This window comes from Pseudomonas sp. FW306-02-D09B (genome assembly GCF_058782685.1).
On sequence record NZ_JBYSXY010000001.1, the window covers coordinates 928,859 to 952,585 of the forward strand.

Genomic DNA, 23,727 nt, shown 5'->3' on the forward strand with positions numbered 1-23,727 from the left:
ATAAAATCCCGGCCAGGCCTGTACACAGGGGCTTCGCGGGCGCTCTTGACTAAAAAAATCATCTCAACAGCCTGTAGCAAACAGTTACAAATAAGGCCATTATTCCGCTCGCAGTCACCATGAACGACCCTCTGACAGAGCGGTTCAGTCCAGGATCATTTGCCCACTGCCAAGACTTTCCGAACGTCGTGCCGTGTTTTCGGGGCTAGTGGGAAAGCCTTACTTTTTAAGGAACGTATTTTGACAAACGTCTGTACCAGCGGCCTTGATATCGGCTTTGCTTCTCTGGATTACCTGCAAATTGGCATCCTGGGGATCATTCAAGGCATCACCGAGCTATTACCCATTTCATCCACTGCGCACATGCGAATCGTGCCCGCCCTGCTCGGCTGGCCCGATCCCGGCTCGGCGTTTTCCGCCGCGATGCAATTGGCCGCACTGGCTGCAGTCGTCAGCTATTTCTGGCGTGACGTACGGGAAGTCGTCGCTGGCAGCATAGGCGCCGTGCGGCAGCGTGATTACAACAATCAGTCGTTCAAGCTGGCCGTTGCGATTGTGCTGGCGACCATCCCGATCGGCATCGCGGGCCTGGCCTTGTCCTCGCTGCTCAATACGTGCAACTCACCGTTAAGAGGCCTGATGGTGATTGGTATCTCGTGCCTGGTGATGGCCGTTCTGCTGGCTGCGGCCGAACTCAGCTGCCGCCATCAACGCGTCGTGGGACAGATGCGCCTGCGGGATGCATTGATTGTCGGCATTGCACAGATCGGCGCGCTGATCCCCGGCGTTTCCCGCTCTGGTTCAACACTCACTGCCGCACTCTTCCTTAACTTCAAACGCGAAGAAGCTGCGCGTTTCTCATTCCTGCTTGGACTGCCCGCTATTGCGCTGGCCGGCTTGAAAGAGTTGTGGGTGCTGTATCACGCACACATACCGGCCGAAGCGTGGTCGCACCTGATTTTCGGTCTGGTGATCGCCAGCGTGTCGGCGTTTTGCGCGATCTGGGGCCTGATGAAATTCCTCGAAAGGTTTTCCACCTGGCCTTTCGTTATTTACCGGGCGGTACTGGGTATTTTCCTGATTGTCGCGGTCAGTACCGGGCTGTTGAGCTAAACAACATTCAAACGCTGATAGAGCCCGGCCCAGTTGCCGGGCTTTTTATTGGTTCTTCACGGAATCCCGGGAAGAACCAAAAAAAAGCCCTAGCGTTTGAGGCTAGGGCTTTCTTGCCCGGCGTCGGACTGTTTACTCCTGGTCGACTACATCACGCCGGCTGGAAAAAACCGGTTCCACTGCCGGAGAACTGCCCACTGATGTTCGCGGCATACTGCGCTGGATGGACCAGTGCGGCCAGCAGGCGCTGCCCTTCAAAAAGGTACAGGGTGAGGGAACCGGCACTAATCAACAATTGCAGCGACAACGGGACGCCGATGAGGTTCTCGGCATCAGGCACGGTGCCCTGCAGGTAGATAGTGGGAATGTTGATACTGGTACCCGTACCTGTCGCCTCGCCGACGAACCGCACTCGGGTTCCTTGCTGAGGAGCATTTGGTCCGATATCGGCGGGTGACGCACTAATCTGGATGGTTTCGGTCTGAGGATAGCAACCGCAACCGCAACCTTCGAACGAGAAGTAGCCGCAAATGTTCTGCTGGCATCCGCATCCACACAACGATTGCGGGTGCACCTTCTGATGGAGGACCTCTTCTAGCGCCGGCTTCGCACTGACAACCTCTTGCTGGCGCTTGATTTGTGCGTCAAAGGCAGCCTGCGATTGCTTTTTGAGCGCATCGACCTGCTCAGGTTTGATATCTTGAAAAGACGTCATAATCTAAATCCTTTTATTTTTTTTCGAAAAGACCTGGAGACAGCCTCACTCGAACAGCGCACCTTCCAGGAGCACGCCACAAACCCTTCGGCCCGCGGTCATCTCTTTAAACACAATCCGTAAGCGCTTGCAACTACTTTGATGGCAACACACATGCCTTGGCAAGCATGTCAGGCTCTATGTCGGTGCAAGGCTCGCGGCCCGGTGTGTTCTTGAAGATGAGGAACGGCTTTCCCGGTAATCCGTGAAGAACCTTTTTATTGCCCTAAATAATCCTATATAAACAAAGTGCTTATGATAAAAATTTAGGCTCATCCTGGCTCCGCCCCTACTGGGCATGTTCAAGCCTCTTGAAACAAAGCAACCCGATCATGCTGACAAAAGCGAAAACAAGCCAACCCATGCTGATCGGCGTCCATCGCGCGCCCATACTGCCCAGATAGTTTCCCAATGCTCCGCCTATCGCCCAAGAGATTGCTGACGCGCCGAAATAGCTTCCAGCGTTGCTCTCGGTCGTCAGTTCAGCGAGTGCGATGTTCGACGCAGGCAGGATGAGGCTTTCGCCGAACGTGAAAACTAAAGCGATGACAACGAGGATCACCAGAGACTGTTGCGAGTTCCATTCTCCTGGGAAAATGAGCGCTGCCAGTACGAAACAGGCGAGCAGCGCGAGATGACCGATTGACATCAGGGAATGCCACCTTGCCTGTTGAAACCATCGCATCCCCAGAAGCGCAGTTAAGACACCGAACAAAGCGTTCGCGATGTAGAACGGTCGCACACCGTTATACCCTGACGCTCCCTGAGCGAAAGTCAGTGGGATGAACACATAAATTTGCGTGTACACAGTCCAGAACGGGATAAGTGCGATGCAGAGTCTTCGAAATTTCCTGTCATGGAAAACCTCAAAAAGCGCAGAGACAACACGCTTCGGTCTTACATTCACGCGCGTCCGTACAGCCGCGAACGGTGCCACCAAAGCCAACGCAGCGAAGATATAACCGCTTACCTCAAATGGAAAAGCGCCGCCATGGGCAGGCAGTAAGAACAGCACCGTTGGCCCGACCAGCGCCCCCAGGTTAAGTACAAGATTATTCAAGACGAATACACGCGAACGAATATCTGTTTTGAGGGTACCGAACACGGAGTACGCGGTCGTTTCATAGAGGGCTGCGCCGAATCCACTCAAGAATGCACATGCGGCCAACGCGGGGAGATCGAGAACATGGCCCAAACCGATGAATCCCATAGCACGGCACACCAGACCCAACGAAACCAGTACTCTGCTATTAAATCGGTCGGTAGCAGATCCTAGAACAAGCGGCAACAGCCGACTCGACAGCAGGCTCACGGTGAGCACACTCGCGACGTCGCCGGCGCTCAAGCGTCGCTCGACGCTCAGAAAGGCAGCCAGCAGCGGAAAAGACCCGAACACCGAGAGATTAACGAGAAACTGCAGAAAGAGCAGGACCGTTGTTGCTAAGCCGACGCCGCCCGTCAATCGATCAAAAAGCGGCGAAGCCCGGCGAACCTTCATTGATTGCCTGGCGTCATTCGCAGACTGAACGCTTCGCAAATCGAGTTTATTTCCCAATGCGCGGTGATCAAAATCGTCCATCCTTCTCTCCCTGATGTTTTTATGGACCGGAAGGACGAAGAGCACAAAAAAGGCCCCGTCCGTTTCCGGCGGGGCCTTTCGGTTAAATTGTGGCAAGTGTTTAGAGCGCACAACCTCCCCGCGGCCCGCCGATGGCGGTCGTGATGGTGGTTGTCGTGGTGGTGACGAAAAGTGCGCTCATTGAATTCAACGTAACGTCCGCCATATTGTTCGTCAACGGCATGATAATAGGCGTAAAAACTGACGCTATAAATAATACCGAAACCAACTGCCCCACTCCTGCAAGGGAGTGGAGCAGCGGACTACCGGAGAACGCGGTAAGAATGGGACAGTTTCGACTGCTTCAGTACTCTGGAAATAAACCACTGTTTGGAACCACACGCTCAGCAGGAGCTGCCGACCCAGCGCTGGGTTTTTCATTGTCCGGAATTAGTTGACCGCTACATCTACCTTGCGCCGCGCTTCCCAGCCGGGAGCGCGGCGTTCACACGGTTGCCAGCATTACTTGTCGTCGATCTTTTTTTCCGACGATTGAGACCGATACTCGGTGCTCTCTTCAGCGTTGGGCGCTTCCGGGAGATGCCCGGGAGTGAACACATGCGTCAGCAAGTCTTTGGCATCGATTTCGTTGACGCCATTCACCGAACGGGCGAGCTCTACCACCCGCTCGCATTCTTTATGGGTGTTGACGCGACCGCTCAACGCTACCGTACCTGCGTGGGTTTTGACATTGACATGCATGCTGAGAGTCGGCTCTGCAAATGTCAGGGCCGATTTCACCCGGGTAGTAATCCATGCGTCGTGAACGGCCATTCCCAGATTATGAGAGTAATGCTGGAAGGAGTGAGTTTTCATAGTTGGACCCTCTCTCGTGTCATCGACAGATTAATTATAGTGCGGTCGTTGCGGTCCGAGCGCTGTCCCCCAGCCCATCTGCTTTAATCACTCTGTACCGGGCGCAAGGGTGCGCTACCGAACAGACCCGCGCCGGTAGCTAAGTCAACCTGACACAAGGCAGATCGCCGCCATATCAAGACGGTTGTGATCTTCCTGCTCATCCAGTGGACGGTGGGGTTCAGTGATTCCCTCATTGAAGGAGGCACGATTCATGACTCAGCATTTGCAAATACCTTTATACCGACGGCTGGCAGTAATGCTTGTCGCTGTTACCGTGGCAGCGGCCGCGCTACCGGCACAAGCGCAACATGACTATCAGCGGGACGGCTACGGCCGGCAGGTTTACCATCGCGACTATCGTGGTGGCCATGACAACCGTCGTGACTATCGCGGCGGCGGTGGTGACTATCGCGGTGGTGGCAGCGGCGATTTGGGGGCGATACTGGTTGGTGCAATATTGGGAGCAGTGGTCGCGGGTGCGGTACAGGCGCCGCCCGCCGTGATTTACCGGCAACCTCCTCCGCCCCCTCCACCGGGGGTCCGGTACTACCCAAGGCCGTACTATCCCGATTCGTACAATTCCTACGGATATCCTCCACCCGGCTATTAAGCTGCCTGGCCGTATGAAACCCGAGCGACCGCCGCTCACACTGATATATCCCATACAACGGTCGTCAGTTCGACAACTCAATCCGGATATAAAGACATGAATAACTTCGTACTCAAAGCAGCTATGCCGGCAGCGTTGATGCTGGCATTGCTCAGCACTTCTGTCTCGGCACAGACGACGGCAACGAACAGTCCTGCTGCAACGTCACAGACAGCTGCCAGTCATACCAAAAAGCACATGGACGTTGTGGAGAAGAGGATCAAAGAACTGCACGCCAAGCTGAAAATTACCGACAAGCAGTCAACTCAATGGGAGGCCTACGCGCAAACCATCCGCGACAATGCGCACAACGCCGATACCGCCTTTCTGGAGCGAGCGGAAAAGCTGCCATCGTTGAATGCCGATGACGCAATGGCCTCCTATGCCAAATTAGCCCAGTTGCACGCGGACAATATGCAAAAGCTTGCAACAACGTTTAGCGCTCTGTATGGCACGTTTTCCGACGATCAGAAAAAAAATGCCGACAAGCTGTTCCGCAACGAACAGGAAAAACGCGAGGACCGGCTCGAGGCCGCGAAAAAATCCAAGTGATATGCCACGACCTTCAACCAGGCGAACCGGCCGCAGCAGGCTCGGTTCGCACTGGAACGCAGCGACCCGCAGAGGCTGATGCCAAGGGCTGAAGTATTGCTCAACTGCTAGGCTGTTCCAGGAAGTCTGCGCGACCTGTTGGAGGTTTGCCCCATGCAGCTTGAAGGTTCCTGCCATTGCGGCGCGGTGTCGTTCAGTCTGAACAGTGCCCACCCCTACCCGTATCAACGTTGTTACTGCTCGATCTGCCGCAAGACCCAAGGCTCGGGTGGCTACGCGATCAACCTCGGCGGCGAGGCGAAAAGCCTGAAAGTCCGCGGTCGCAAACACATCTCGATCTATCACGCGCGTCTCAAGGATGACGGCGCCCGGCGTGCCCACAGCAGCAGCGCCGAACGGCACTTCTGCTCGCTTTGCGGCAGTGGTTTGTGGTTGTTCAGCCCTGAATGGCCCGAGTTGATTCACCCCTTTGCTTCGGCCATCGACACCCCGCTGCCGGTGCCGCCGGAACACACGCACTTGATGCTCGGTTCAAAAGCCTCGTGGGTCGAAGTCGAGCTACATCCCGGCGATCAGCAGTTCGACGTTTACCCGCAAGAATCCATTGCCGAGTGGCACGAGCGGCTGGGCCTGAGCCGTTAACAGTCTTTGACAGTTTCCCGACAAAGCTCTCAAAGATTGCCTACCCGTACGCCCCTAGCATGATGGCATCCTAATCCCTGCCGGGTGCCTCATGCTTGCTCTGAAAAACCGCAAAACCTTTTGTCTTTCGCTGACGTCCATCTGCCTGCTGGCCTCGACCGATTACGTGCAAGCCGAAGACTGGCATTACAGCGTGCAGGCCGGTGTGGCTAACGCGCCACGCTACAGCGGCAGTGATGAACGCGTGACTGCGCCGCTGCTCGGCGGCCAGATTGTCAGCCCTTATGGCCTCTTCCTCGACACCGAACGCGGTCTGGGTTGGCAGAACGAATGGAGGGACCTGGCATTCAGCACCTACATTGGTCTGAGTGAAACGCGCAAGGACCGCAAGTCGAGGTTCAAGGGCTCGAATCGCCTGGATGGTATGGGCTCGATCAAATCCCGCCCGCAACTGGGCGCCAGCATTCACTACACCTTGGGCGAGGTGGTCGTCGGCGCCACCCTGGAGCACGCGCTGAAAAAAAGTGATGACGACCGCGACACCGACTCTGCCTACAACCGACTGGAACTGAGTATCAGCACCAACCTCTATGAAGGCGAATACGGCAGCCTGGATGGCAGCCTCAACAGCGTATTCGGTGATGCCGACTACGTGCGGACCTGGTACGGCGTGAGCACGGCCCAGGCGTCACGCAGCCAGTTCCGGGCCTACGCCACCCACGGCGGGATGGTCAGCCGAGGCGCAGCGTTGACCTGGGCGGTGCCGATCAACGACCAGACCGAATTCTCGACGGTGCTGGCGATGCAGTACCTCAATGGCGATGCAGCGGACAGCCCGATCGTCGAACGACGGACGCAAACGTCGCTGGCCGGCCAGGTGAAATACAGCTTCTGAGTTGCCCTCCCCAGCACACACCCGCCCCTGTAGCAGCTGCCGAGCCTGCGAGGCTGCGTTCGGCTGCGCAGCAGTCGTAAAACCTGAATCCCGCTTCTCACTGTTGAATCCGGTTGGCTGGGTTTACGACTGCTACGCAGCCGAACGCAGGCTTCGCCAGCTGCTACAGGGTGATCGGATATGTGTGATGCGTTGGGTTACGTGTTGAGGCTGAGATCCGGCTCAGTCAGCCTGCGCCCAGGTCATGCGAAACGACGCGCCGCCCCACGGCGAATCGCTGACGTCGACCTTGCCGCCGTGCGATTGCGACACCCGCCGAACCAGCGCCAGGCCCAGGCCGAAACCACCGGTGCGACGGTCGCGACTGGTGTCGAGTCGCGAGAACGGCTCGAAAATCTTCTCGCGCCCTTCCATCGGCACGCCGGGGCCATCGTCGTTGACCAACACTTCATAGCCATCGTCACCCAGCGTCAGTGAGACCTCCACCCGCCGCTCGGCGTAGCGAATGGCGTTGCGCAGCAGGTTGATTACCGCCCGCGCCATAAAGCGCGGTTCGATCCGCACAGAGTCGACCTCACAGGCGCGAATCAACAGCTGCACGCCTGCCGCCTCGGCCTCCAGGGCAACGCTGCCGACCACGCTGTCGAGCCAACTGTGGGCCTGAATGTTTTCGAGACTGATCACCGTGGCACCGCGTTCAAGACTGGCGTAGGTCAGTAACTCGGAAACCATCTCCTCCAGCTCACCGAGATCGGCGTACATGTCGGCAATCAGTGCTTTGCGCTCGCTCGGATCGACCTGTTGCTTGAGTTGATCGAGTTCGAACGACAAGCGCGCAATCGGTGTGCGCAACTCATGGGACACCGCATTGGTCAGCTCGCGCTGATTAGCAATCAAGCCTTCGATACGCGCAGCCATCTGGTTGAAGTGCTCGGCCAGCACGCGAATGTTCGAACGTTTGGACAATTGAATGCGCGAGGTCAGATCGTTATCGCCGAAACGTTGCGCGGCCACTCTGATCAGTTCGAGGTCGCGCCAATGCGGTCGCACCCAGAAGTACAGGACAAAAGCCAGGAACACGCCCAGTAAAGCGTAGGCCCAGACATACAGCCACTTGGGCTCCTCCGGGAGTCTGATGTTCAACAACTGCGGGCCGCCATCGATGTTGGCGATAAACTCGTTGAAATCCCCGCGCACGACCAACAGACCGTCAGCCAGCAGTTTTTGCTCTCGCTCAGTGAGATCCAGCTCACTGCTCTGCACCAGCTTCAGGCGCAGGCCGTAGTGGGTTTTCAGCTCCGCCAGGCGCTCATCACGCGCAATACCGGTGACCGGACGGAGCAATTCGACCAGGCTGTAAGCTGGCCCGCGCATGGCTTCGCGGTTATAGGTCTCGTTGGCCTCGGGCAACAGCTCGTCAAAAATGTAATTGACCGTCCAGATCGCCCCTGCAAAGCCAAAGGCAAGAATGACGTACAGCCGCAGAAACAGCCTTAGCATCTAGAGCTCCCAGGCAAATGGGTTGAACAGATAACCCTTGCCCCAAACGGTCTTGATGCATACCGGCTCTCTGGGATTGTCCTTGAGCTTGCCGCGTAATTTGCTGATGTACACGTCAACGCTGCGGTTGAGCCCGTCAAAGGCGATACCGCGCATGCGATTGAGGATGTCATCGCGGGAAAGAATCTTCCCGGCGGCGCTGGCCAGCAACCACAGTAGTTCGAACTCCATGGTGGTCAGCTCGATACCCTCACCCGCCAGCCGCACTTCGCGGCAGCTGCGATCAATCAGCAAACGGCCGAACTCCAGTGAGCCGCGAACCGTGCTTTCCGGTATCTGGCGACGTTGCAAGGCGCGCAGCCGGGCCAGCAATACCGGTGGTTTGATCGGTTTGATGACGTAGTCGTCGGCGCCGGACTCCAGGCCCAGGATGTGGTCCAGGTCGTCTTCCTTGGCCGTGAGGATGACAATTGGCGTCTCGGACACGCTGCGGATCTCGCGGCACACATGCAGGCCGCTCTGGCCGGGCAGCATCAGGTCGAGCACAACGATTTTTGGCTTGAACTCGAGAAACGCCGTCAGCGCCAGATCGCCACGGTGCACGGTCCGTACCTCGAAACCATGTTGGGAGAGGAAGTGCGCGATCAACCCCGCGAGCTTTTCGTCATCCTCAACGAGCAGTACCTTGCCAAACGCCTGGTTGTCCATAAGTGCCAATCTGTGAGCCGATGATTGAGAGCGCGCATTATAGGCGCCAATCCCCTCGTCACCGACCATGCCAGATAGCAAAAACCGGCCTCGCGGGCCGGTTTTCGGAGAACTTTCATGTTCTTAAGAGTTTTTAACAATTTGCCTGATTTCTTTCACAGACTTGCCGCAGGCACGCCACTGTGGAAGCGGAACTCGACGTCCGGGGACTCGATCAGTTCCTGCTCGGCGGCGCGAACCTTGTCGATCACCTGGGCAATGTCCTTGGCGTCGCCATACTGGTAAGCCAGCTTCAGATACCCCTGAAAATGCCGTGCCTCGCTTTTCAGCAGGCCGAAGTAGAACTTGCCCAGTTCTTCATCCAGATGGGGCACCAACGCTTCGAAACGCTCGCAGCTGCGCGCCTCGATAAACGCCCCGACCACCAGCGTGTCGACCAGTTTGACCGGCTCGTGGCTGCGCACCACTTTGCGCAAACCCGAGGCGTAACGACCGGCGGACAATTGGCGCAGTTCGATCTTGCGCTTTTTCATCAGGCGCATGACTTGCTCGTGATGCACCAGCTCTTCCCGGGCCAGGCGTGACATCAAATTGATCAGGTCGACATGCGAATGGTACTTGGCAATCAGGCTGAGCGCGGTACTGGCAGCCTTGAACTCGCAGTTCTTGTGGTCGATCAGCAGGGTTTCCTGGTCGGCCAATGCGGCTTGAACCCAGCCATCGGGCGTGCGGCAGCCAAGGAATTCGTGAATTTCAGGAAGGATCATTGGCTCACTTCCGACAGTTCAACAGGACCATTGGGCAGGACGGCGACGATTTCAGGGATCAGTAACATGAGGCTCACGGGCAATAAGTTCACAGCGAAGGGGGCCGATTATACGTGCCTGCCGGCAGACCACCAGTCGCCAGACTTGATATGCATCAAGACCCGAGTTCACGACCAGCAACTATAGTTGTGCAACGACGTGTTTTTCATTCATCGGAGATTCCGACCATGCAAGCCATCCGCAGCATCCTGGTGGTCATCGAACCCTTGCCCGAGGAGAGCCTGGCCCTCAAGCGCGCCAAGATGATCGCCGGGGTGACTCAGGCGCATCTGCACTTGCTGATCTGCGATAAAGAGCATGATCACTCGGCGCTGTTGAGCGTGCTCAAGGCCAGCCTGCAGGAAGACGGCCACAGTGTCACCACCGAGCAAGCCTGGAACAAAAGCCTGCATGAAACCATCATCGATGTGCAGCAGGCCGAGGGTTGCGGGCTGGTGATCAAGCAACACTTTCCCGACAACCCGCTGAAGAAGGCCCTGCTGACCCCGGCGGACTGGAAACTGCTGCGCCAGTGCCCGAGCCCGGTGTTACTGGTGAAGACCTCGAAACCCTGGACCGGCGGGACGATTCTGGCGGCCATCGACGTGGGCAACAACGACCCCGAGCACCGCGTGCTGCATGCAAGCATCGTCGATCATGGCTTCGACATCGCTCACCTGGCCAAGGCCCATTTGCACGTCATCAGCGCCCATCCGTCGCCCATGCTCTCGGCGGCCGACCCGGTGTTCCAGCTCAAGGAAACCATCGAGGCCCGCTACCGCGAAGCGTGCAAGGCGTTCCAGGCCGAGTTCGACATCGACGATGAACACCTGCATATCGAAGAAGGTCCGGCCGATGTGCTGATTCCCCACATTGCGCATAAATTGCAGGCGTCGGTGACCGTCATCGGCACTGTGGCGCGCACCGGGTTCTCGGGGGCCTTGATCGGAAACACCGCGGAAGTGGTACTCGACTCGCTGGAAAGCGATGTGCTGGTGCTCAAGCCACAGGAAATCATGGATCACCTGGAAGAACTGGTGACCAGCGGCAAGTAAGCGCAACCGATTGCGGCTCCTGCGCGGGATCAAAATCCCTGCAGGAGCCGTAATCAATGCAGCTCCGTGCATCAGTTCAACAGCAACCCTCCGGTCGCAACATCAACACCGCCAACGGCGGCAGATTCAGCACCAACGACAAGGGTTGGCCGTGGCTGCCCTCCTCTTCGGTCATCACACCGCCGCCATTGCCATAGTTTGAACCGGCGTAGATGCCCGCATCGCTGTTGATCACTTCATCCCAGCGCCCGCCAATGGGCACGCCAATCCGATAGGCCGGACGCGGCACCGGCGTGAAGTTCGCCACCACCAGCACCGGCCGCCCTTCCTTGCTCCAACGCAGCCAGGCATAGACGCTGTTCATCGCGTCATCGCCGATCAGCCATTGGAAGCCCTGCGGCACATCATCCTGATTGTGCAGTGCCGGCTCTTCGCGGTAGAGCTGGTTGAGATCGGTCACCAGTTTTTGCACGCCGCGGTGTTCCGGGTATTGCAGCAAGTACCAATCCAGCTGCTGATCGTGATTCCATTCGCGCCACTGGCCGAACTCACAGCCCATGAACAGCAGTTTTTTACCCGGGTGCCCCCACATGAAACTCAGGTACGCACGCAAGTTGGCGAACTTCTGCCAGCGATCGCCGGGCATCTTGTCGATCAGCGAGTGTTTGCCGTGGACCACTTCGTCGTGGGAAATCGGCAGGATGAAGCGTTCGGACCATGCGTAAACCAGGCCAAAGCTCAGTTCGTTGTGGTGATGGGCGCGGTAGACCGGGTCCTGCTGAATGTAATGCAGCGAATCGTGCATCCAGCCCATGTTCCATTTGTAGTCGAACCCTAACCCGCCATGCTGCGTGCCCTGGCTGACGCCCGGCCAGGCCGTGGACTCCTCGGCAATCACCAGCGCACCGGGCGCTTCAAGGTCGATTACATCGTTGAGATGACGGACAAAATCGATGGCTTCGAGGTTCTCCCGACCGCCATGACGATTGGGTACCCACTCGCCGGCCTTGCGTGAATAGTCGCGATACAGCATCGAGGCCACTGCATCGACCCGCAGCCCATCGACGTGAAAATGCTTGAGCCAGTGCAACGCCGACGCCAGCATGAAGCCATGCACTTCGGTGCGGCCAAGGTTGTAAATCAGCGTGTCCCAGTCCTGGTGAAAACCTTCCAGCGGGTTGCCGTACTCGTACAGCGCGGTGCCGTCGAACTGCGCCAGGCCATGGGTATCGGTGGGAAAATGCGCCGGCACCCAATCGAGGATCACCCCGATGTCGGCCAGGTGGCAGGCGTTGACGAACGCGGCAAAGTCACTGGGCGAGCCGTAACGGGCGCTCGGGGCGAATTGCGATAACGGCTGATACCCCCAGGAACCGCCGAACGGGTGCTCCATGATCGGCATCAGTTCGATATGGGTGAAACCGAGTTTCTGCACGTAAGGGATCAGGTGCTCGGCCAGCTCGCCCCAATGGTATTGGCGCGCCACTTCACCGACATCATCCACTTCGCACTGCCAGGAACCGGCATGCAGCTCATAAATCGACAGCGGCGCGCTCGGCTGGTGGCGCTCGCCGCGTGTCTGCATCCAGTCCTGATCCTGCCATTCGATACGCAACGGTGAGGCGACTTTCGAGGCCGTGTCCGGCGGTAGTTGTGTCGCCAGTGCCACGGGGTCAGCCTTCAGCGGCAGAATCCCGTGGGCACCGAGAATTTCGTACTTGTACGCTTCACCGGCCTGCAAGCGCGGAACAAACAGCTCCCAGACCCCGGACGGATGACGCAGCCGCATCGGGTGACGACGACCATCCCAGACGTTGAAATCGCCGACCACCGAGACCCGCCGGGCATTCGGCGCCCACACCGCAAAACGCACGCCGTCGACACCCTCGACGTTCTTCAGCTGTGCCCCCAGACACGCACTGAGATCCCGGTGATTACCCTCGGCGAACAGATACAAATCCATCTCGCCCAACAACGGACCGAAGCTGTAAGGGTCCTCTGCGGTCTGCTCGCCACCCGCCCATCGGGTACGCAACAGATAAGCCTGTGCCCGGTCGAAATGCCCGACGAACAACCCCGGCACTTCGGTCGGGTTCAAGCTGCCAAGTTCTTCGCCGGAGTCATGGGCGATCACCTGCACGCTCAAGGCGTCCGGCAGGTAGGCACGAATGAACTGACCGCCGGCCCCATCTGCATGGGGTCCGAGTATCGCAAAGGGATCCTGATGCTCGGCGCGCACCAGCGCCTCAATGTCTCGCGCCGCTGGCAGCAGCGCTTCTTTCACCTGTCCCTGCTCCCTCAATGATGGCTCCGTCATGACTGCTCTCCACTCACATAGGAAAAGGGTTTGAGTCCACTCAACAACCCGTATAAACCGTGCAATGGCACAGGCAACCAGGCGGGACGATTTTCGGCTTCATACCCCACTTCATAGGCCGCCTTCTCCAGGCAGAGCAACGCCAGTGCAGCGTCTTCGGCTGCAGGATCCTGCCAAGCATGAGCAAGACTAGCTGCTGCCTGCCGATACGCCTGAACAAACGCTGCGGTGGCCTCACGCAAATAACGTTCCGTCACCCGTTGACGTGCTGCCAGCGTCTGCGCGGTGACTTCAACCCCTTGCCCGTCGAGGGCCATCGCCGCTGCGTAATCGAACGAACGCAGCACGCCGCTGACATCCTTGTACGGACTGTGCTTGCCTCTTCGCTCATGCAATGGCCGCGCCGGTTCGCCCTCGAAATCGATCAGGTAGGCATCACCCTTGATCACCAGCACCTGGCCCAGGTGCAGATCACCGTGGACACGCATCTGCAAACCGCCCACCGCTTTTGCCGCCAGCTCCTGAATGTGCCTGAGGATGGCTCTCTTCTGCTCTTGCAAACGCACCACCAACACCTGGTCCTCCGGGCTCAGCCGGGCCTGATGCTGTTTGAGCAACTGCAAGGCGTGCTCCAGCTGTGCAGCAATCGCTTTCGCCAATGCCTGCTGATCCTTGTGCGTACTGACCCGCGAACCAAACGCCGGGTTGTCACCGGGCGCGGCCAGTATCTGGTGCATTTCCCCGAGCCGCTGACCGAGCATGCCAGCGAAATCTTTCAATTCACCGAGTGCGTTGTAGTGCTGTTCCTGCTCGGACATGGCCTCGGCCAACTCATCGCGAATCGCCCGTTCAAGGTTGTTCTGGGTCCATTCCCAGGCATCGCCCTGATTGCTCAGATACCCTTGGGCGATCATCAGCAGACTGTCTTCACCTTGCCGATCACGGCGAATCACCGAGCCGAGCAGCGGTGAAATATGCTTGAACCCGGCGGCCGTCAGGTATGCGCCCATCTCCAGCTCCGGATGCACGCCGCTGGCGACCTTGCGGATCAGCTTGAGCACCACGCTGCCGCCAATCACCGCGGAGCTGTTGGATTGCTCGGCCGACAAGTAGCGCACATCGCAGTCAGACTCCAGATTGAGGTTCACCAGCCCGGCGCTCGGCTCGAAACGAATTTCGCCGTCACTGGCGTCCAGCACCGTGTGCGCCTGCATTGCCTGGATCACCGCACGAACGAAGCTGTCGAGGCTGAACGCGTCCGTCACCAAGCCCACTTGCCGCCCGCGCCGAACTCGCGCCAACGCCAGTTGCTGCGGCAATGCGGCGCCCACCTGGTCTTCGGCGAGAAACCCGAACGGCAGTTGATAACGGCTGGTCTGACCGTCGCTGGCCACCTCGATTTCGCTGAACAACACCGGATGCAGCGGATCACCAAAACGCACACCGTAAGCAATGTGCACCGTTTCGATACGGGAGTCCTTGCCGGCGAACCAACGTCGATTGTGCAACCAGCTCGGCAGCGCACTTTGCTCCAGAATGGTGCGCGATGGCGCCTCGAGCAGCTCTTCCATGCGCTTTTTTAGTACCAGAGTGGTGAAGTCCGGCAAGCTTTGCGCAGGCTCGACGTGCCAGCTCGGCATCTGGTTTTCCGCTGCCAGCACAAACCAGTAAAAGCCGTACGGCGCCAGGGTCAGCAGAAAGTTGAGCTGGCCAATCGGCGGAAAAGCATTGCCGCCGAGCATTTCCACGGGAACCATGCCAGCGAAGGCCGAGAGGTCCAGCTCGGCCGCCTGGGCACTGCGCGAGACGTTGGCTACGCAAAGGATGATTTCGTGTTTACCATCATCACCGGTGTATTCACGGGTATACGCCAGAATCCGCCGGTTGCTCGGCGAGAGCATTTTCAAGCTGCCCCGACCGAAGGCCTTGGACTGCTTGCGAATCGCCAGCATGCGCCGGGTCCAGTTCAGCAATGAATGCGGATCGCCCGCCTGGGTTTCGACGTTCACCGACAAGTAACCGTAGAGCGGGTCCATGATCGGCGGCAGCACCAGGCTCGCCGGGTCGGCGCGGGAAAACCCGCCATTACGGTCGATCGACCACTGCATCGGCGTGCGCACGCCATCGCGGTCGCCGAGATAGATATTGTCGCCCATGCCGATTTCGTCGCCGTAGTACAGCGTCGGCGTCCCGGGCATCGACAGCAGCAGGCTGTTGAGCAGCTCGACGCGGCGCCGGTCACGCTCCATCAGCGGTGCCAGGCGCCGACGAATGCCGAGGTTGATTCGCGCGCGGCGGTCAGCCGCGTAGTAGTTCCACAGGTAATCGCGCTCCTTGTCGGTGACCATCTCCAGGGTCAACTCATCATGGTTGCGCAGGAAAATCGCCCATTGGCAGTTGGCCGGAATCTCCGGCGTCTGACGCAAAATATCGGTGATCGGAAAACGGTCTTCCTGGGCCAGCGCCATGTACATGCGCGGCATCAGCGGGAAGTGAAAGGCCATGTGGCATTCGTCGCCGTTATCGCCATGAACATCACCGAAATACAACTGAGTGTCTTCCGGCCATTGGTTGGCTTCGGCCAGCAGCATGCGGTCCGGGTAATGGGCGTCGATCTCGGCGCGAATCTGCTTGAGCACCGCATGGGTCTCGGGCAGGTTCTCGTTGTTGGTGCCGTCACGCTCGATCAAATAGGGAATCGCATCCAGGCGCAGGCCGTCGATGCCCAGATCCAGCCAGTAGCGCATCACCGAGAGCACGGCTTTCATGACCTGCGGATTGTCGAAGTTCAGGTCCGGTTGATGCGAATAAAAACGGTGCCAGAAGTATTGGCCGGCCACCGGGTCCCAGGTCCAATTGGACTTCTCGGTGTCGAGAAAAATGATCCGCGTACCGTCGTACTTTTGATCGTCATCGGACCAGACATAAAAGTCCCGCGCCTTTGAGCCTGGCTTGGCCTTGCGCGCCCGTTGAAACCAGGGGTGTTGATCGGAGGTATGGTTGATGACCAACTCGGTGATCACCCGCAAGCCTCGATTGTGAGCCTCGGCTATAAAGCGCTTGGCGTCGGCGAGGGTTCCGTAGTCACGGTGGACGCCACGGTATTCGGCAATGTCGTAGCCATCGTCGCGGCGTGGCGAGGGGTAAAACGGCAGCAACCAGATGGTGTTGACGCCCAGATCGGCGATGTAATCCAGTTTGGCGATCAAACCGGGAAAGTCGCCGATTCCGTCGTTGTTGGAGTCGAAATAAGACTTTACGTGAACCTGATAAATCACCGCATCCTTGTACCAGAGCGGGTCATTGCTGAAGGTGGCTGACCTGGGTTTCTTCGCCATTGGAAACTCCTGCTCGATTCGATGAGGCTTCTCTGTGGCGAGGGGGCTTGCCCCCGTCGGCCGGTCCGCGTTCGGGCGTAGCAGTCGTAAAATCTGCGCACGCGGTGTACCTGAAAAATGGGCTCTCTGGACCGAGGTCTGCTTCGCAGCCCAGCGGGGGCAAGCCCCCTCGCCACAAAAAACTGCATCAACTTCAAGTTGCCGTAATCCGCCAAATCCCGAACGGCTGGTTCCACGGCTCGATGCGCATCCATTGAGTCTTGCCGTGCCAGTCCCAGCGGTGGCCGTTCATCAGGTCTTCACCCTGGGTCACCGCGTCGTCGGGCAGGCCCATCTCCCACAGCGGTAGCTCAAAGTGCGCCTCCTGGGCGTTGAACGGGTCGAGGCTGACCGCCACCAGAATAAAATTGCTGCCATCGGCCGTGCGTTTACCGAAATACAGAATGTTGTCGTTCCACACGTTGTAGACCTGCAGGCCCAAATGGCTGTGCAAGGCCGGGTTTTGCCGGCGAATACGGTTGAGCTGGGCGATCTCGGCGATGATGTTGCCCGGCGCAGTGAAGTCCCGGACACGGATTTCATACTTCTCGGAGTCGAGGTATTCCTCCTTGCCCGGCACTGGCGCCGACTCGCACAGTTCAAACCCCGAATACATGCCCCACAGACCCGAGCCCATGGTCGCCAGCGCAGCCCGGATCAGAAAGCCGGCGCGGCCCGACTCATGGAGAAAGCCCGGATTGATGTCGGGCGTATTGACGAAAAAGTTGGGCCGGAAGCACTCGCGCCAGGGCGACTGGTTCAGCTCGGTGAGGTACGTCACCAATTCGTGCTTGGTGTTACGCCAGGTGAAGTAGGTGTAGCTCTGGGAGTAACCGACCTTGCCCAGGCGCGCCATCATCGCCGGGGTGGTAAAGGCCTCGGCCAGGAAAATCACCTCGGGATACAACGCCCGTACATCACCGATCAGCCACTGCCAGAACGGCAAGGGTTTGGTGTGCGGATTGTCGACCCGGAAGATCTTCACGCCCTCCTCGACCCAGCCGACCACAATGTCCCGCAGCTCCAGCCACAGGCTGGGAATCGCCTCGCTGGCGTAGAAGTCGACGTTGACGATGTCCTGGTATTTCTTCGGCGGGTTTTCGGCGTATTTGATGGTGCCGTCCGGCCGCCAGTTGAACCAGCCCGGATGCTGCTTCAGCCACGGATGGTCCTGAGAGCATTGAATCGCGAAATCCAGCGCGATCTCCAGCCCGTGTGCGGCGGCGGCCTTGACCAGGCGACGGAAGTCCTCGCGACTGCCCAACTGCGGGTGAATCGCCTCGTGCCCCCCCTCGATACCGCCGATGGCGTACGGGCTGCCGTGGTCATCGGGGCCGGCAGTCAGGGCGTTGTTGGGACCTTTGCGATAGCTGCGACCAATCGGGTGGATCGGCGGGAAGTACAGCACGTCGAAGCCCATGTCCTGGATCATCGCCAGACGTGAGTGCACATCGTTGAACGTACCGTGGCGATCCGGATCATCGGTGATCGAGCGGGGAAACAACTCATACCAACTGGCGAACTGCGCACGTTCACGCTCGACGTCCAGCGGATACTCCGGACTCAGGCTGAGGTAGGGACGCAGATCGGCCTCGGCCATCAACCCGGCACTGCGCGGGTGCAGAAACAGCGCGACTTGCTCGGTTTCAAGCAGCCCGGCCAGCTCATGGTGCAGCGCCGTAAGCTTCTTGCTCAACGGACCGTCACTGCGCTCCGCCGCCTGCAGCACCTGATTGCGCCCTTCTTGCAGCTCCAGGCTGACCGGCACACCTGCGACATGCTTTTTCTCCAGTTCATGGCAGAAGCTGGCGAACTGATCGATCCAGGCCTCGATACAAAACCGATACCTTCCTGGCATTGCGACGCTGAACTGCCCCTGCCAGGTGTTATTACCGAGATCGGTCATGACTTCGCTCTGCCAGATCGAGTCGGCCTCGGCACGCCAACGCACGCGCACCGCAAGCGTATCGTGACCGTCGGCAAAAACCTTGCTGGTCACCGTCACCGCCTGCCTTTCGATAGCCTTGGCCGCAAACTGGCCGCCATCGATCACAGGCATGGTGCTCTCGATGACAATCCGCGGCAGCAGCAAAGCCTGCGACAGTGGCAGTTGCGGGTTGTACTGCAGCTCAGTCGGTTTTTCAGTCGTCATCGAGCCTCGCCCCTTACGCCCCATGGACGCTCCTGTGCTTGATCGTGTGCTGCTTGCATGACGCTACTTAGGTTCCGAGCGCCGGGCGCTGCTAAAAGTTCAGATCCTTTCACTTTAGCCACGCTCCATGACCACTAATCGGTTGCACAGAACGATGAGCAAGACCCGTGCCCTAACCTTTAGATCCCGCAGAAAAGGGTGACCCCCATGAGCATGCGAATCGAACACCAGGTCTGCTTTTTCATTACCGAGAACGGCGAAGAGATTCGCCTCGCTGCCGATGTGACCATCATTACCGACGCGGACAAAGCCATGTCGGCGGTGGACCTCGATGGCCAGCGTTTCTACATCACCGAAGCAGAAGCCGACGCATTAACCGTAGCAGGTGCCACCGATGGTCGCCGACACCTGATGGTCACCAGCAGTGATTCGGTGATTTGACTGACGCAGATCAGAGCCCCCTGCAGACACCTGTGACAGGCACTGCCGCCGCGCCTGCCGGGGTGCATCAAGTTGTCGCAGGGGCGGATCAAGAACTCATCTGATCCGCTTTTTAATCCAATACCTGAGTCTGTTATGCAAACAGTTCGGTGGTCATAGTTCATCTGCCTGATGGAGGCTGATGAGCGAAAGACCATGAGCGATAGAATCCCCGTCCGATTAGTAGAGACATTCGAGCCTTCGCGTCCAAAGATGAAGGCCAAATCCAGCGACAACCAGATTCACACCCGCAGCTTCACCGGTTTGTTCCGCACCTTGCGCCTGAGCGGTGCGGGGTTTCTGTTCCTGGCGTTTTTCGGCACGGTGTGGCTGAACTGGGGCGGTCGGCAGGCGGTGCTCTGGGACTTGTCGGAAAGCAAATTCCACATCTTCGGCGCGACCTTCTGGCCGCAGGATTTCATCCTGCTCTCGGCGCTGCTGATCATCTGCGCCTTCGGCCTGTTCGCAATCACCGTGTTCGCCGGGCGAGTCTGGTGTGGCTACACCTGCCCGCAGAGCTCCTTCACCTGGCTGTTCATGTGGTGCGAAAAGGTCACCGAGGGCGAGCGCAATCAGCGGATCAAACTGCAAGCCGCCCCCTGGGGCCCGAACAAACTGCTGCGTCGTTCGGCCAAACACACGATGTGGCTGGCCATCAGTGTGCTGACGGGGCTGACGTTTGTCGGCTACTTCACGCCGATTCGCCCACTGGCCAATGAGCTGCTGACCTTGCAAATGGGCGGCGTCAGTCTGTTTTGGGTGCTGTTCTTCACCGGCGCGACCTACATCAACGCCGGTTGGCTGCGAGAAGCGGTGTGCATGCATATGTGTCCGTATGCACGGTTCCAGAGCGTGATGTTCGACAAAGACACGCTGACCATCTCCTACGACGCCGCCCGTGGCGAAAGCCGTGGCCCGCGCAAACGCGAGGTGAAGCCTGCCGACGCGGGTCTGGGCGATTGCATCGACTGTCACCTGTGTGTGCAGGTCTGCCCGACCGGCATCGACATTCGCGACGGCTTGCAGATGGAGTGCATTGGTTGCGCGGCATGTATCGACGCCTGCGATTCGATCATGGACAAAATGGGCTATGCCCGTGGCCTGATCAGCTACACCTCCGAGCATGAGTTGCAAGGTGGCAAGACGCACCTGCTCAGGCCTCGGTTGATCGGCTACACCGCGGTGCTGGTGGTAATGATTGGTGCACTGACGCTGGCGCTGATGGAGCGGTCGATGGTATCGCTGGACGTCAGCAAGGACCGTGGCCTGTTTCGCGAAAACAGCCAGGGCCAGATCGAAAACATCTACAGCCTCAAAGTCATCAACAAAACCCAGCAGCGGCAGGACTATCGCTTGTCTCTGGTGGACGGCGACGGCTTCCAGTTGCAGGGCAAGACCGAGTTGAGCCTGGCGCCGGGAGAAATTGTCGATGTGCCTGTTTCAGTGGCCATGACCACCGACAAGCCAAGCAGCAGCTCGCAGACGATCAGCTTCAAGATCACTGACAGCGATGAACCTTCAGTGAACAGCGTGGCACAGAGCCGTTTTGTTGCACCGTTGAATCGTTGAGCCTTTAAACTCTGTGCCCACCAGATTGAGCACAGTCATTGTGGCGAGGGGGCTTGCCTCCGTTGGGCTGCGTAGCGGCCCCTTCATTTATTCATACAGATAGATCTGACACGCTAGTTTTACGACTGCTTCGCAGTCGAACGGGGGCAAGCCCCCTCGCCACAAAGAGCTCCACTCGCCACAGAAGTATGTGTCGCCTGTTTTCCGTCAAATCCGGGTCCTAGATGAAACGCTACGAAAAATTCGCTGACGACATTGCTGAACTGATCCGCTCCGGGGTGCTCGGCCCAGGCCAGCGTGTACCCTCGGTGCGTTACGCCAGCCAGACTTACGGGGTCAGCCCGTCCACAGTGTTTCAGGCTTATTACCTGCTGGAGCGTCGCGGGCTGATCCGCGCCCGGCCGCGCTCCGGCTACTTCGTCAACACCCACGCGCCGAGCCCGTTCTCGGAGCCGGTGATCAGCAGCCAAGTCAGCGAATCCACCGAAGTCGACGTCAGCGAACTGGTGTTCTCGGTACTCGACTCGATCAAGGACCCGAACACCGTACCCTTCGGCTCGGCCTTCCCGAGCCCGACGCTGTTTCCACTGCAACGCCTGTCACGCTCGCTGGCCAGTGCCGCCCGGGAAATGGACCCACGCATGGTGGTCACCGACATGTCGCCGGGCAATCCGCAATTGCGTCGGCAAATCGCCCTGCGCTACATGGTCGGCGGCCTGATGCTGCCCATGGAAGAACTGCTGATCACCAACGGCGCGCTTGAAGCACTGAACCTGTGCCTGCAAGCGGTCACCGAACCCGGCGACCTGGTGGCCATCGAAGCCCCGGCGTTCTATGCCAGCCTGCAAGTGCTTGAGCGACTCAAACTCAAAGCCGTGGAAATTCCCGTGCACCCGCGCGACGGCATCGACCTCGGCGTGTTGGCGCAAACCCTCGAGCGCCATCCGATCAAAGCCTGCTGGTGCATGACCAGTTTCCAGAACCCCATGGGCGCCACCATGCCTGAGGCCAAGAAACAGGAACTGGTCGAGTTGTTGCGCAGCCATCAGGTGCCGCTGATCGAGGACGATGTCTACGCCGAGCTCTATTACGGCCAGCAAGCGCCGAAACCGGCGAAAGCCTTCGACACCGAAGGGCTGGTGATGCACTGCGGCTCGTTCGCCAAAAGCCTCGCGCCCGGTTACCGCATCGGTTGGGTCGCCGCCGGGCGTTATGCGCAGAAAATTGAACGGCTGAAACTGATGACTTCGCTCTGCGCCTCGATGCCAGCCCAGGCGGCGATCGCCGATTACCTGCAACACGGCGGTTACGACCGCCACCTGCGCAAACTGCGCTACGCCCTCGAAGAACAGCAAAGCGCCATGCTCGCGGCCATCGCCCGCTACTTCCCGGCCCAGACCCGCGTCAGCCAGCCGGCCGGAGGTTACTTCCTGTGGCTGGAATTGCCCTCGCAGATGGATTCGTTGAAGTTGTTCCAGATGGCATTGGCCCAAGGCATCAGCATTGCGCCGGGGCCGATCTTTTCACCGACCCAGCGCTTCAGGAATTGTATTCGCTTGAACTACGGCAGCCCGTGGACCGAGGATACCGAAAAGGCCATGGAGACCTTAGGCAGGATTGTGCGATCTTTTTAACGCCCGCCACCCAAGTCAACAAAGGTCCCGGTCGCATAAGAAGCCTTGTCCGACAGCAACCAGATAATCGCCTCGGCCACTTCATCCGGGCGGCCGCCGCGGGCCATGGGAATGCCCGATTCAAGCTTGCTGACCCGATCCGGGTCACCGCTCAGGGCATGGAAGTCGGTGTAGATGTAGCCGGGACGCACGGCATTGACGCGGATGCCTTCGCCGGCGACTTCCTTGGACAGGCCGACGGTGAACGTATCCAGCGCACCCTTGGAGGCTGCGTAATCGACGTATTCACCCGGCGAGCCGAGGCGCGAGGCGACCGAGGAGACATTGACGATGCTGCCGCCCTGCCCGCCGTGTCTGGGTGACATGCGCAGCAGTGCATGCTTGGCGCAGAGAATCGGCGCCAGGACATTGGTTTTCAGGACTTTCAGAATTCGGAATTCGGACATTTCGTCAACCCGCGACTTTTGTCCGACGGTGCCGGCGTTGTTCACCAGTGCGGTGACTCGGCCCAGCTCGGTGTCGACGCGATGGAACAGGCTGATCACTTCATCTTCGATGCTGACGTCAGCGCGCACCGCAATCGCCTGGGCGCCGAGCGCGCGGACTTGCTCGAGGACCTGTTGCGCAGCCTGCTCATCGGCCTGGTAGTTGATGCAGATTCGATAGCCCTGCTCAGCCGCCAGGAGCGCCGTAGCAGCGCCGATACCGCGACTGCCGCCAGTGATAACGATGACTTTGTCCATGCTCAATCCCCCCATTCGAACCCAAAGCCTTGCGCCGCAAGAATAACCGCCAACGCCGGGTTTTGCATGGCCTCAACCCCCTGGGCCTGCGCTCAACCTGTAGCAGCTGCCGAGCTCGCGAGGCTGCGTTCGGCTGCGCAGCAGTCGTAAAGTCAGTCACCACGGTGCTCCAGGAAAATCCTGCACTCCGGGTTTACGACTGCTTCGCAGCCGAACGCAGCCTCGCAGGCTCGGCAGCTGCTTGTATGTTGCACCGACATCAAACGAGAGGATTTAATCTCGTCGGTGCACACATGCAAATGCGT

General features: G+C 58.8%; 19 protein-coding genes. 9 read left to right on the forward strand and 10 right to left on the reverse strand.

What is annotated here, in order from left to right; translation table 11 throughout:
* The first annotated feature begins 240 nt into the window (after window positions 1-240).
* Window positions 241-1,113, forward strand: a complete 873-nt coding sequence (locus AC3WK5_RS04240) for an undecaprenyl-diphosphate phosphatase (protein ID WP_103314373.1) — start codon at window positions 241-243, stop codon at window positions 1,111-1,113.
* A 151-nt stretch (window positions 1,114-1,264) separates the two neighbouring features.
* Here AC3WK5_RS04240 and AC3WK5_RS04245 read toward each other — a convergent pair whose 3' ends face one another.
* The 3 genes from AC3WK5_RS04245 to AC3WK5_RS04255 all read right to left on the reverse strand — a co-directional run bounded on the left by AC3WK5_RS04245 (window position 1,265) and on the right by AC3WK5_RS04255 (window position 4,301).
* Entirely contained in the window at window positions 1,265-1,828 is a 564-nt protein-coding gene (locus tag AC3WK5_RS04245) for a hypothetical protein (RefSeq protein WP_103314372.1), read from the reverse strand.
* 328 nt (window positions 1,829-2,156) lie between these two features.
* Window positions 2,157-3,446, reverse strand: coding sequence for an MFS transporter (locus tag AC3WK5_RS04250; protein ID WP_103314371.1), 1,290 nt, complete (start codon window positions 3,444-3,446; stop codon window positions 2,157-2,159).
* A 501-nt stretch (window positions 3,447-3,947) separates the two neighbouring features.
* A complete protein-coding gene (locus AC3WK5_RS04255) occupies window positions 3,948-4,301 on the reverse strand; it encodes a BON domain-containing protein (protein ID WP_103314370.1) in 354 nt (117 codons plus the stop codon).
* Between the two features lie 253 nt (window positions 4,302-4,554).
* Here AC3WK5_RS04255 and AC3WK5_RS04260 point away from each other — a divergent pair, with 253 nt between their 5' ends.
* The 4 genes from AC3WK5_RS04260 to AC3WK5_RS04275 all read left to right on the forward strand — a co-directional run bounded on the left by AC3WK5_RS04260 (window position 4,555) and on the right by AC3WK5_RS04275 (window position 7,081).
* Window positions 4,555-4,953, forward strand: coding sequence for a hypothetical protein (locus AC3WK5_RS04260; protein WP_146039787.1), 399 nt, complete (start codon window positions 4,555-4,557; stop codon window positions 4,951-4,953).
* 96 nt (window positions 4,954-5,049) lie between these two features.
* Window positions 5,050-5,544 (forward strand): Spy/CpxP family protein refolding chaperone, encoded by a 495-nt coding sequence (locus tag AC3WK5_RS04265; RefSeq protein ID WP_054597036.1) that lies wholly within the window; start codon window positions 5,050-5,052, stop codon window positions 5,542-5,544.
* A 153-nt stretch (window positions 5,545-5,697) separates the two neighbouring features.
* Complete coding sequence (locus tag AC3WK5_RS04270; RefSeq protein WP_103314368.1) at window positions 5,698-6,186, forward strand: GFA family protein; 489 nt, start codon at window positions 5,698-5,700, stop codon at window positions 6,184-6,186.
* A 91-nt stretch (window positions 6,187-6,277) separates the two neighbouring features.
* A complete protein-coding gene (locus AC3WK5_RS04275; RefSeq protein WP_103314367.1) occupies window positions 6,278-7,081 on the forward strand; it encodes a MipA/OmpV family protein in 804 nt (267 codons plus the stop codon).
* Window positions 7,082-7,303: 222 nt separating this feature from the next.
* Here AC3WK5_RS04275 and AC3WK5_RS04280 read toward each other — a convergent pair whose 3' ends face one another.
* From AC3WK5_RS04280 to AC3WK5_RS04290, 3 genes are all read right to left on the reverse strand, one after another.
* Window positions 7,304-8,581 carry an ATP-binding protein gene (locus tag AC3WK5_RS04280; RefSeq protein ID WP_103314366.1) on the reverse strand — a complete coding sequence of 426 codons (1,278 nt, stop codon included), beginning with the start codon at window positions 8,579-8,581 and terminating at the stop codon, window positions 7,304-7,306.
* Complete coding sequence (locus tag AC3WK5_RS04285) at window positions 8,582-9,289, reverse strand: winged helix-turn-helix domain-containing protein (RefSeq protein ID WP_103314365.1); 708 nt, start codon at window positions 9,287-9,289, stop codon at window positions 8,582-8,584.
* A gap of 155 nt (window positions 9,290-9,444) precedes the next feature.
* On the reverse strand, window positions 9,445-10,056 hold the full coding sequence (locus AC3WK5_RS04290; protein WP_103314364.1) for a MiaE family protein: 612 nt from the start codon (window positions 10,054-10,056) through the stop codon (window positions 9,445-9,447).
* Between the two features lie 227 nt (window positions 10,057-10,283).
* On the opposite strand from AC3WK5_RS04290, the gene AC3WK5_RS04295 reads away from it, so the two are divergent.
* Entirely contained in the window at window positions 10,284-11,150 is an 867-nt protein-coding gene (locus AC3WK5_RS04295; RefSeq protein WP_103314363.1) for a universal stress protein, read from the forward strand.
* A gap of 76 nt (window positions 11,151-11,226) precedes the next feature.
* Here AC3WK5_RS04295 and glgB read toward each other — a convergent pair whose 3' ends face one another.
* The 3 genes from glgB to AC3WK5_RS04310 all read right to left on the reverse strand — a co-directional run bounded on the left by glgB (window position 11,227) and on the right by AC3WK5_RS04310 (window position 18,996).
* Window positions 11,227-13,467, reverse strand: a complete 2,241-nt coding sequence (gene glgB, locus AC3WK5_RS04300; protein ID WP_103314362.1) for a 1,4-alpha-glucan branching protein GlgB — start codon at window positions 13,465-13,467, stop codon at window positions 11,227-11,229.
* The gene (gene treS, locus AC3WK5_RS04305) at window positions 13,464-16,805 is read right to left on the reverse strand and encodes a maltose alpha-D-glucosyltransferase (RefSeq protein WP_103314361.1); all 3,342 of its coding nucleotides are present in this window, start codon (window positions 16,803-16,805) and stop codon (window positions 13,464-13,466) included. The genes glgB and treS overlap by 4 nt, the downstream gene beginning before the upstream one ends.
* 193 nt (window positions 16,806-16,998) lie before the next feature.
* Window positions 16,999-18,996 (reverse strand): alpha-1,4-glucan--maltose-1-phosphate maltosyltransferase, encoded by a 1,998-nt coding sequence (locus AC3WK5_RS04310; protein WP_103314360.1) that lies wholly within the window; start codon window positions 18,994-18,996, stop codon window positions 16,999-17,001.
* Window positions 18,997-19,203: 207 nt separating this feature from the next.
* Here AC3WK5_RS04310 and AC3WK5_RS04315 point away from each other — a divergent pair, with 207 nt between their 5' ends.
* From AC3WK5_RS04315 to mapR, 3 genes are all read left to right on the forward strand, one after another.
* The gene (locus AC3WK5_RS04315; RefSeq protein WP_103314359.1) at window positions 19,204-19,437 is read left to right on the forward strand and encodes a DUF3203 family protein; all 234 of its coding nucleotides are present in this window, start codon (window positions 19,204-19,206) and stop codon (window positions 19,435-19,437) included.
* Window positions 19,438-19,632: 195 nt separating this feature from the next.
* Window positions 19,633-21,045, forward strand: a complete 1,413-nt coding sequence (gene ccoG, locus AC3WK5_RS04320) for a cytochrome c oxidase accessory protein CcoG (RefSeq protein WP_103314358.1) — start codon at window positions 19,633-19,635, stop codon at window positions 21,043-21,045.
* Between the two features lie 224 nt (window positions 21,046-21,269).
* On the forward strand, window positions 21,270-22,679 hold the full coding sequence (mapR, locus tag AC3WK5_RS04325; protein ID WP_103314357.1) for a GntR family transcriptional regulator MpaR: 1,410 nt from the start codon (window positions 21,270-21,272) through the stop codon (window positions 22,677-22,679).
* Here mapR and AC3WK5_RS04330 read toward each other — a convergent pair.
* Window positions 22,676-23,422: an SDR family oxidoreductase gene (locus tag AC3WK5_RS04330; protein ID WP_054597023.1), complete on the reverse strand. Its 747-nt coding sequence runs from the start codon at window positions 23,420-23,422 to the stop codon at window positions 22,676-22,678. The two genes, mapR and AC3WK5_RS04330, sit on opposite strands and share 4 nt — an antisense overlap.
* Window positions 23,423-23,727: the final 305 nt, after the last annotated feature.

Excerpts from the sequence above, each read along its gene's own strand:
- AC3WK5_RS04245 (WP_103314372.1), bottom strand. The coding sequence starts at position 1,828 with ATGACGTCTTTTCAAGATATCAAACCTGAGCAGGTCGATGCGCTCAAA.
- AC3WK5_RS04250 (WP_103314371.1), bottom strand. The coding sequence starts at position 3,446 with ATGGACGATTTTGATCACCGCGCATTGGGAAATAAACTCGATTTGCGA.
- AC3WK5_RS04255 (WP_103314370.1), bottom strand. The coding sequence starts at position 4,301 with ATGAAAACTCACTCCTTCCAGCATTACTCTCATAATCTGGGAATGGCC.
- AC3WK5_RS04260 (WP_146039787.1), top strand. The coding sequence starts at position 4,555 with ATGACTCAGCATTTGCAAATACCTTTATACCGACGGCTGGCAGTAATG.
- AC3WK5_RS04265 (WP_054597036.1), top strand. The coding sequence starts at position 5,050 with ATGAATAACTTCGTACTCAAAGCAGCTATGCCGGCAGCGTTGATGCTG.
- AC3WK5_RS04270 (WP_103314368.1), top strand. The coding sequence starts at position 5,698 with ATGCAGCTTGAAGGTTCCTGCCATTGCGGCGCGGTGTCGTTCAGTCTG.
- AC3WK5_RS04275 (WP_103314367.1), top strand. The coding sequence starts at position 6,278 with ATGCTTGCTCTGAAAAACCGCAAAACCTTTTGTCTTTCGCTGACGTCC.
- AC3WK5_RS04280 (WP_103314366.1), bottom strand. The coding sequence starts at position 8,581 with ATGCTAAGGCTGTTTCTGCGGCTGTACGTCATTCTTGCCTTTGGCTTT.
- AC3WK5_RS04285 (WP_103314365.1), bottom strand. The coding sequence starts at position 9,289 with ATGGACAACCAGGCGTTTGGCAAGGTACTGCTCGTTGAGGATGACGAA.
- AC3WK5_RS04290 (WP_103314364.1), bottom strand. The coding sequence starts at position 10,056 with ATGATCCTTCCTGAAATTCACGAATTCCTTGGCTGCCGCACGCCCGAT.
- AC3WK5_RS04295 (WP_103314363.1), top strand. The coding sequence starts at position 10,284 with ATGCAAGCCATCCGCAGCATCCTGGTGGTCATCGAACCCTTGCCCGAG.
- glgB (WP_103314362.1), bottom strand. The coding sequence starts at position 13,467 with ATGACGGAGCCATCATTGAGGGAGCAGGGACAGGTGAAAGAAGCGCTG.
- treS (WP_103314361.1), bottom strand. The coding sequence starts at position 16,805 with ATGGCGAAGAAACCCAGGTCAGCCACCTTCAGCAATGACCCGCTCTGG.
- AC3WK5_RS04310 (WP_103314360.1), bottom strand. The coding sequence starts at position 18,996 with ATGACGACTGAAAAACCGACTGAGCTGCAGTACAACCCGCAACTGCCA.
- AC3WK5_RS04315 (WP_103314359.1), top strand. The coding sequence starts at position 19,204 with ATGAGCATGCGAATCGAACACCAGGTCTGCTTTTTCATTACCGAGAAC.
- ccoG (WP_103314358.1), top strand. The coding sequence starts at position 19,633 with ATGAGCGATAGAATCCCCGTCCGATTAGTAGAGACATTCGAGCCTTCG.
- mapR (WP_103314357.1), top strand. The coding sequence starts at position 21,270 with ATGAAACGCTACGAAAAATTCGCTGACGACATTGCTGAACTGATCCGC.
- AC3WK5_RS04330 (WP_054597023.1), bottom strand. The coding sequence starts at position 23,422 with ATGGACAAAGTCATCGTTATCACTGGCGGCAGTCGCGGTATCGGCGCT.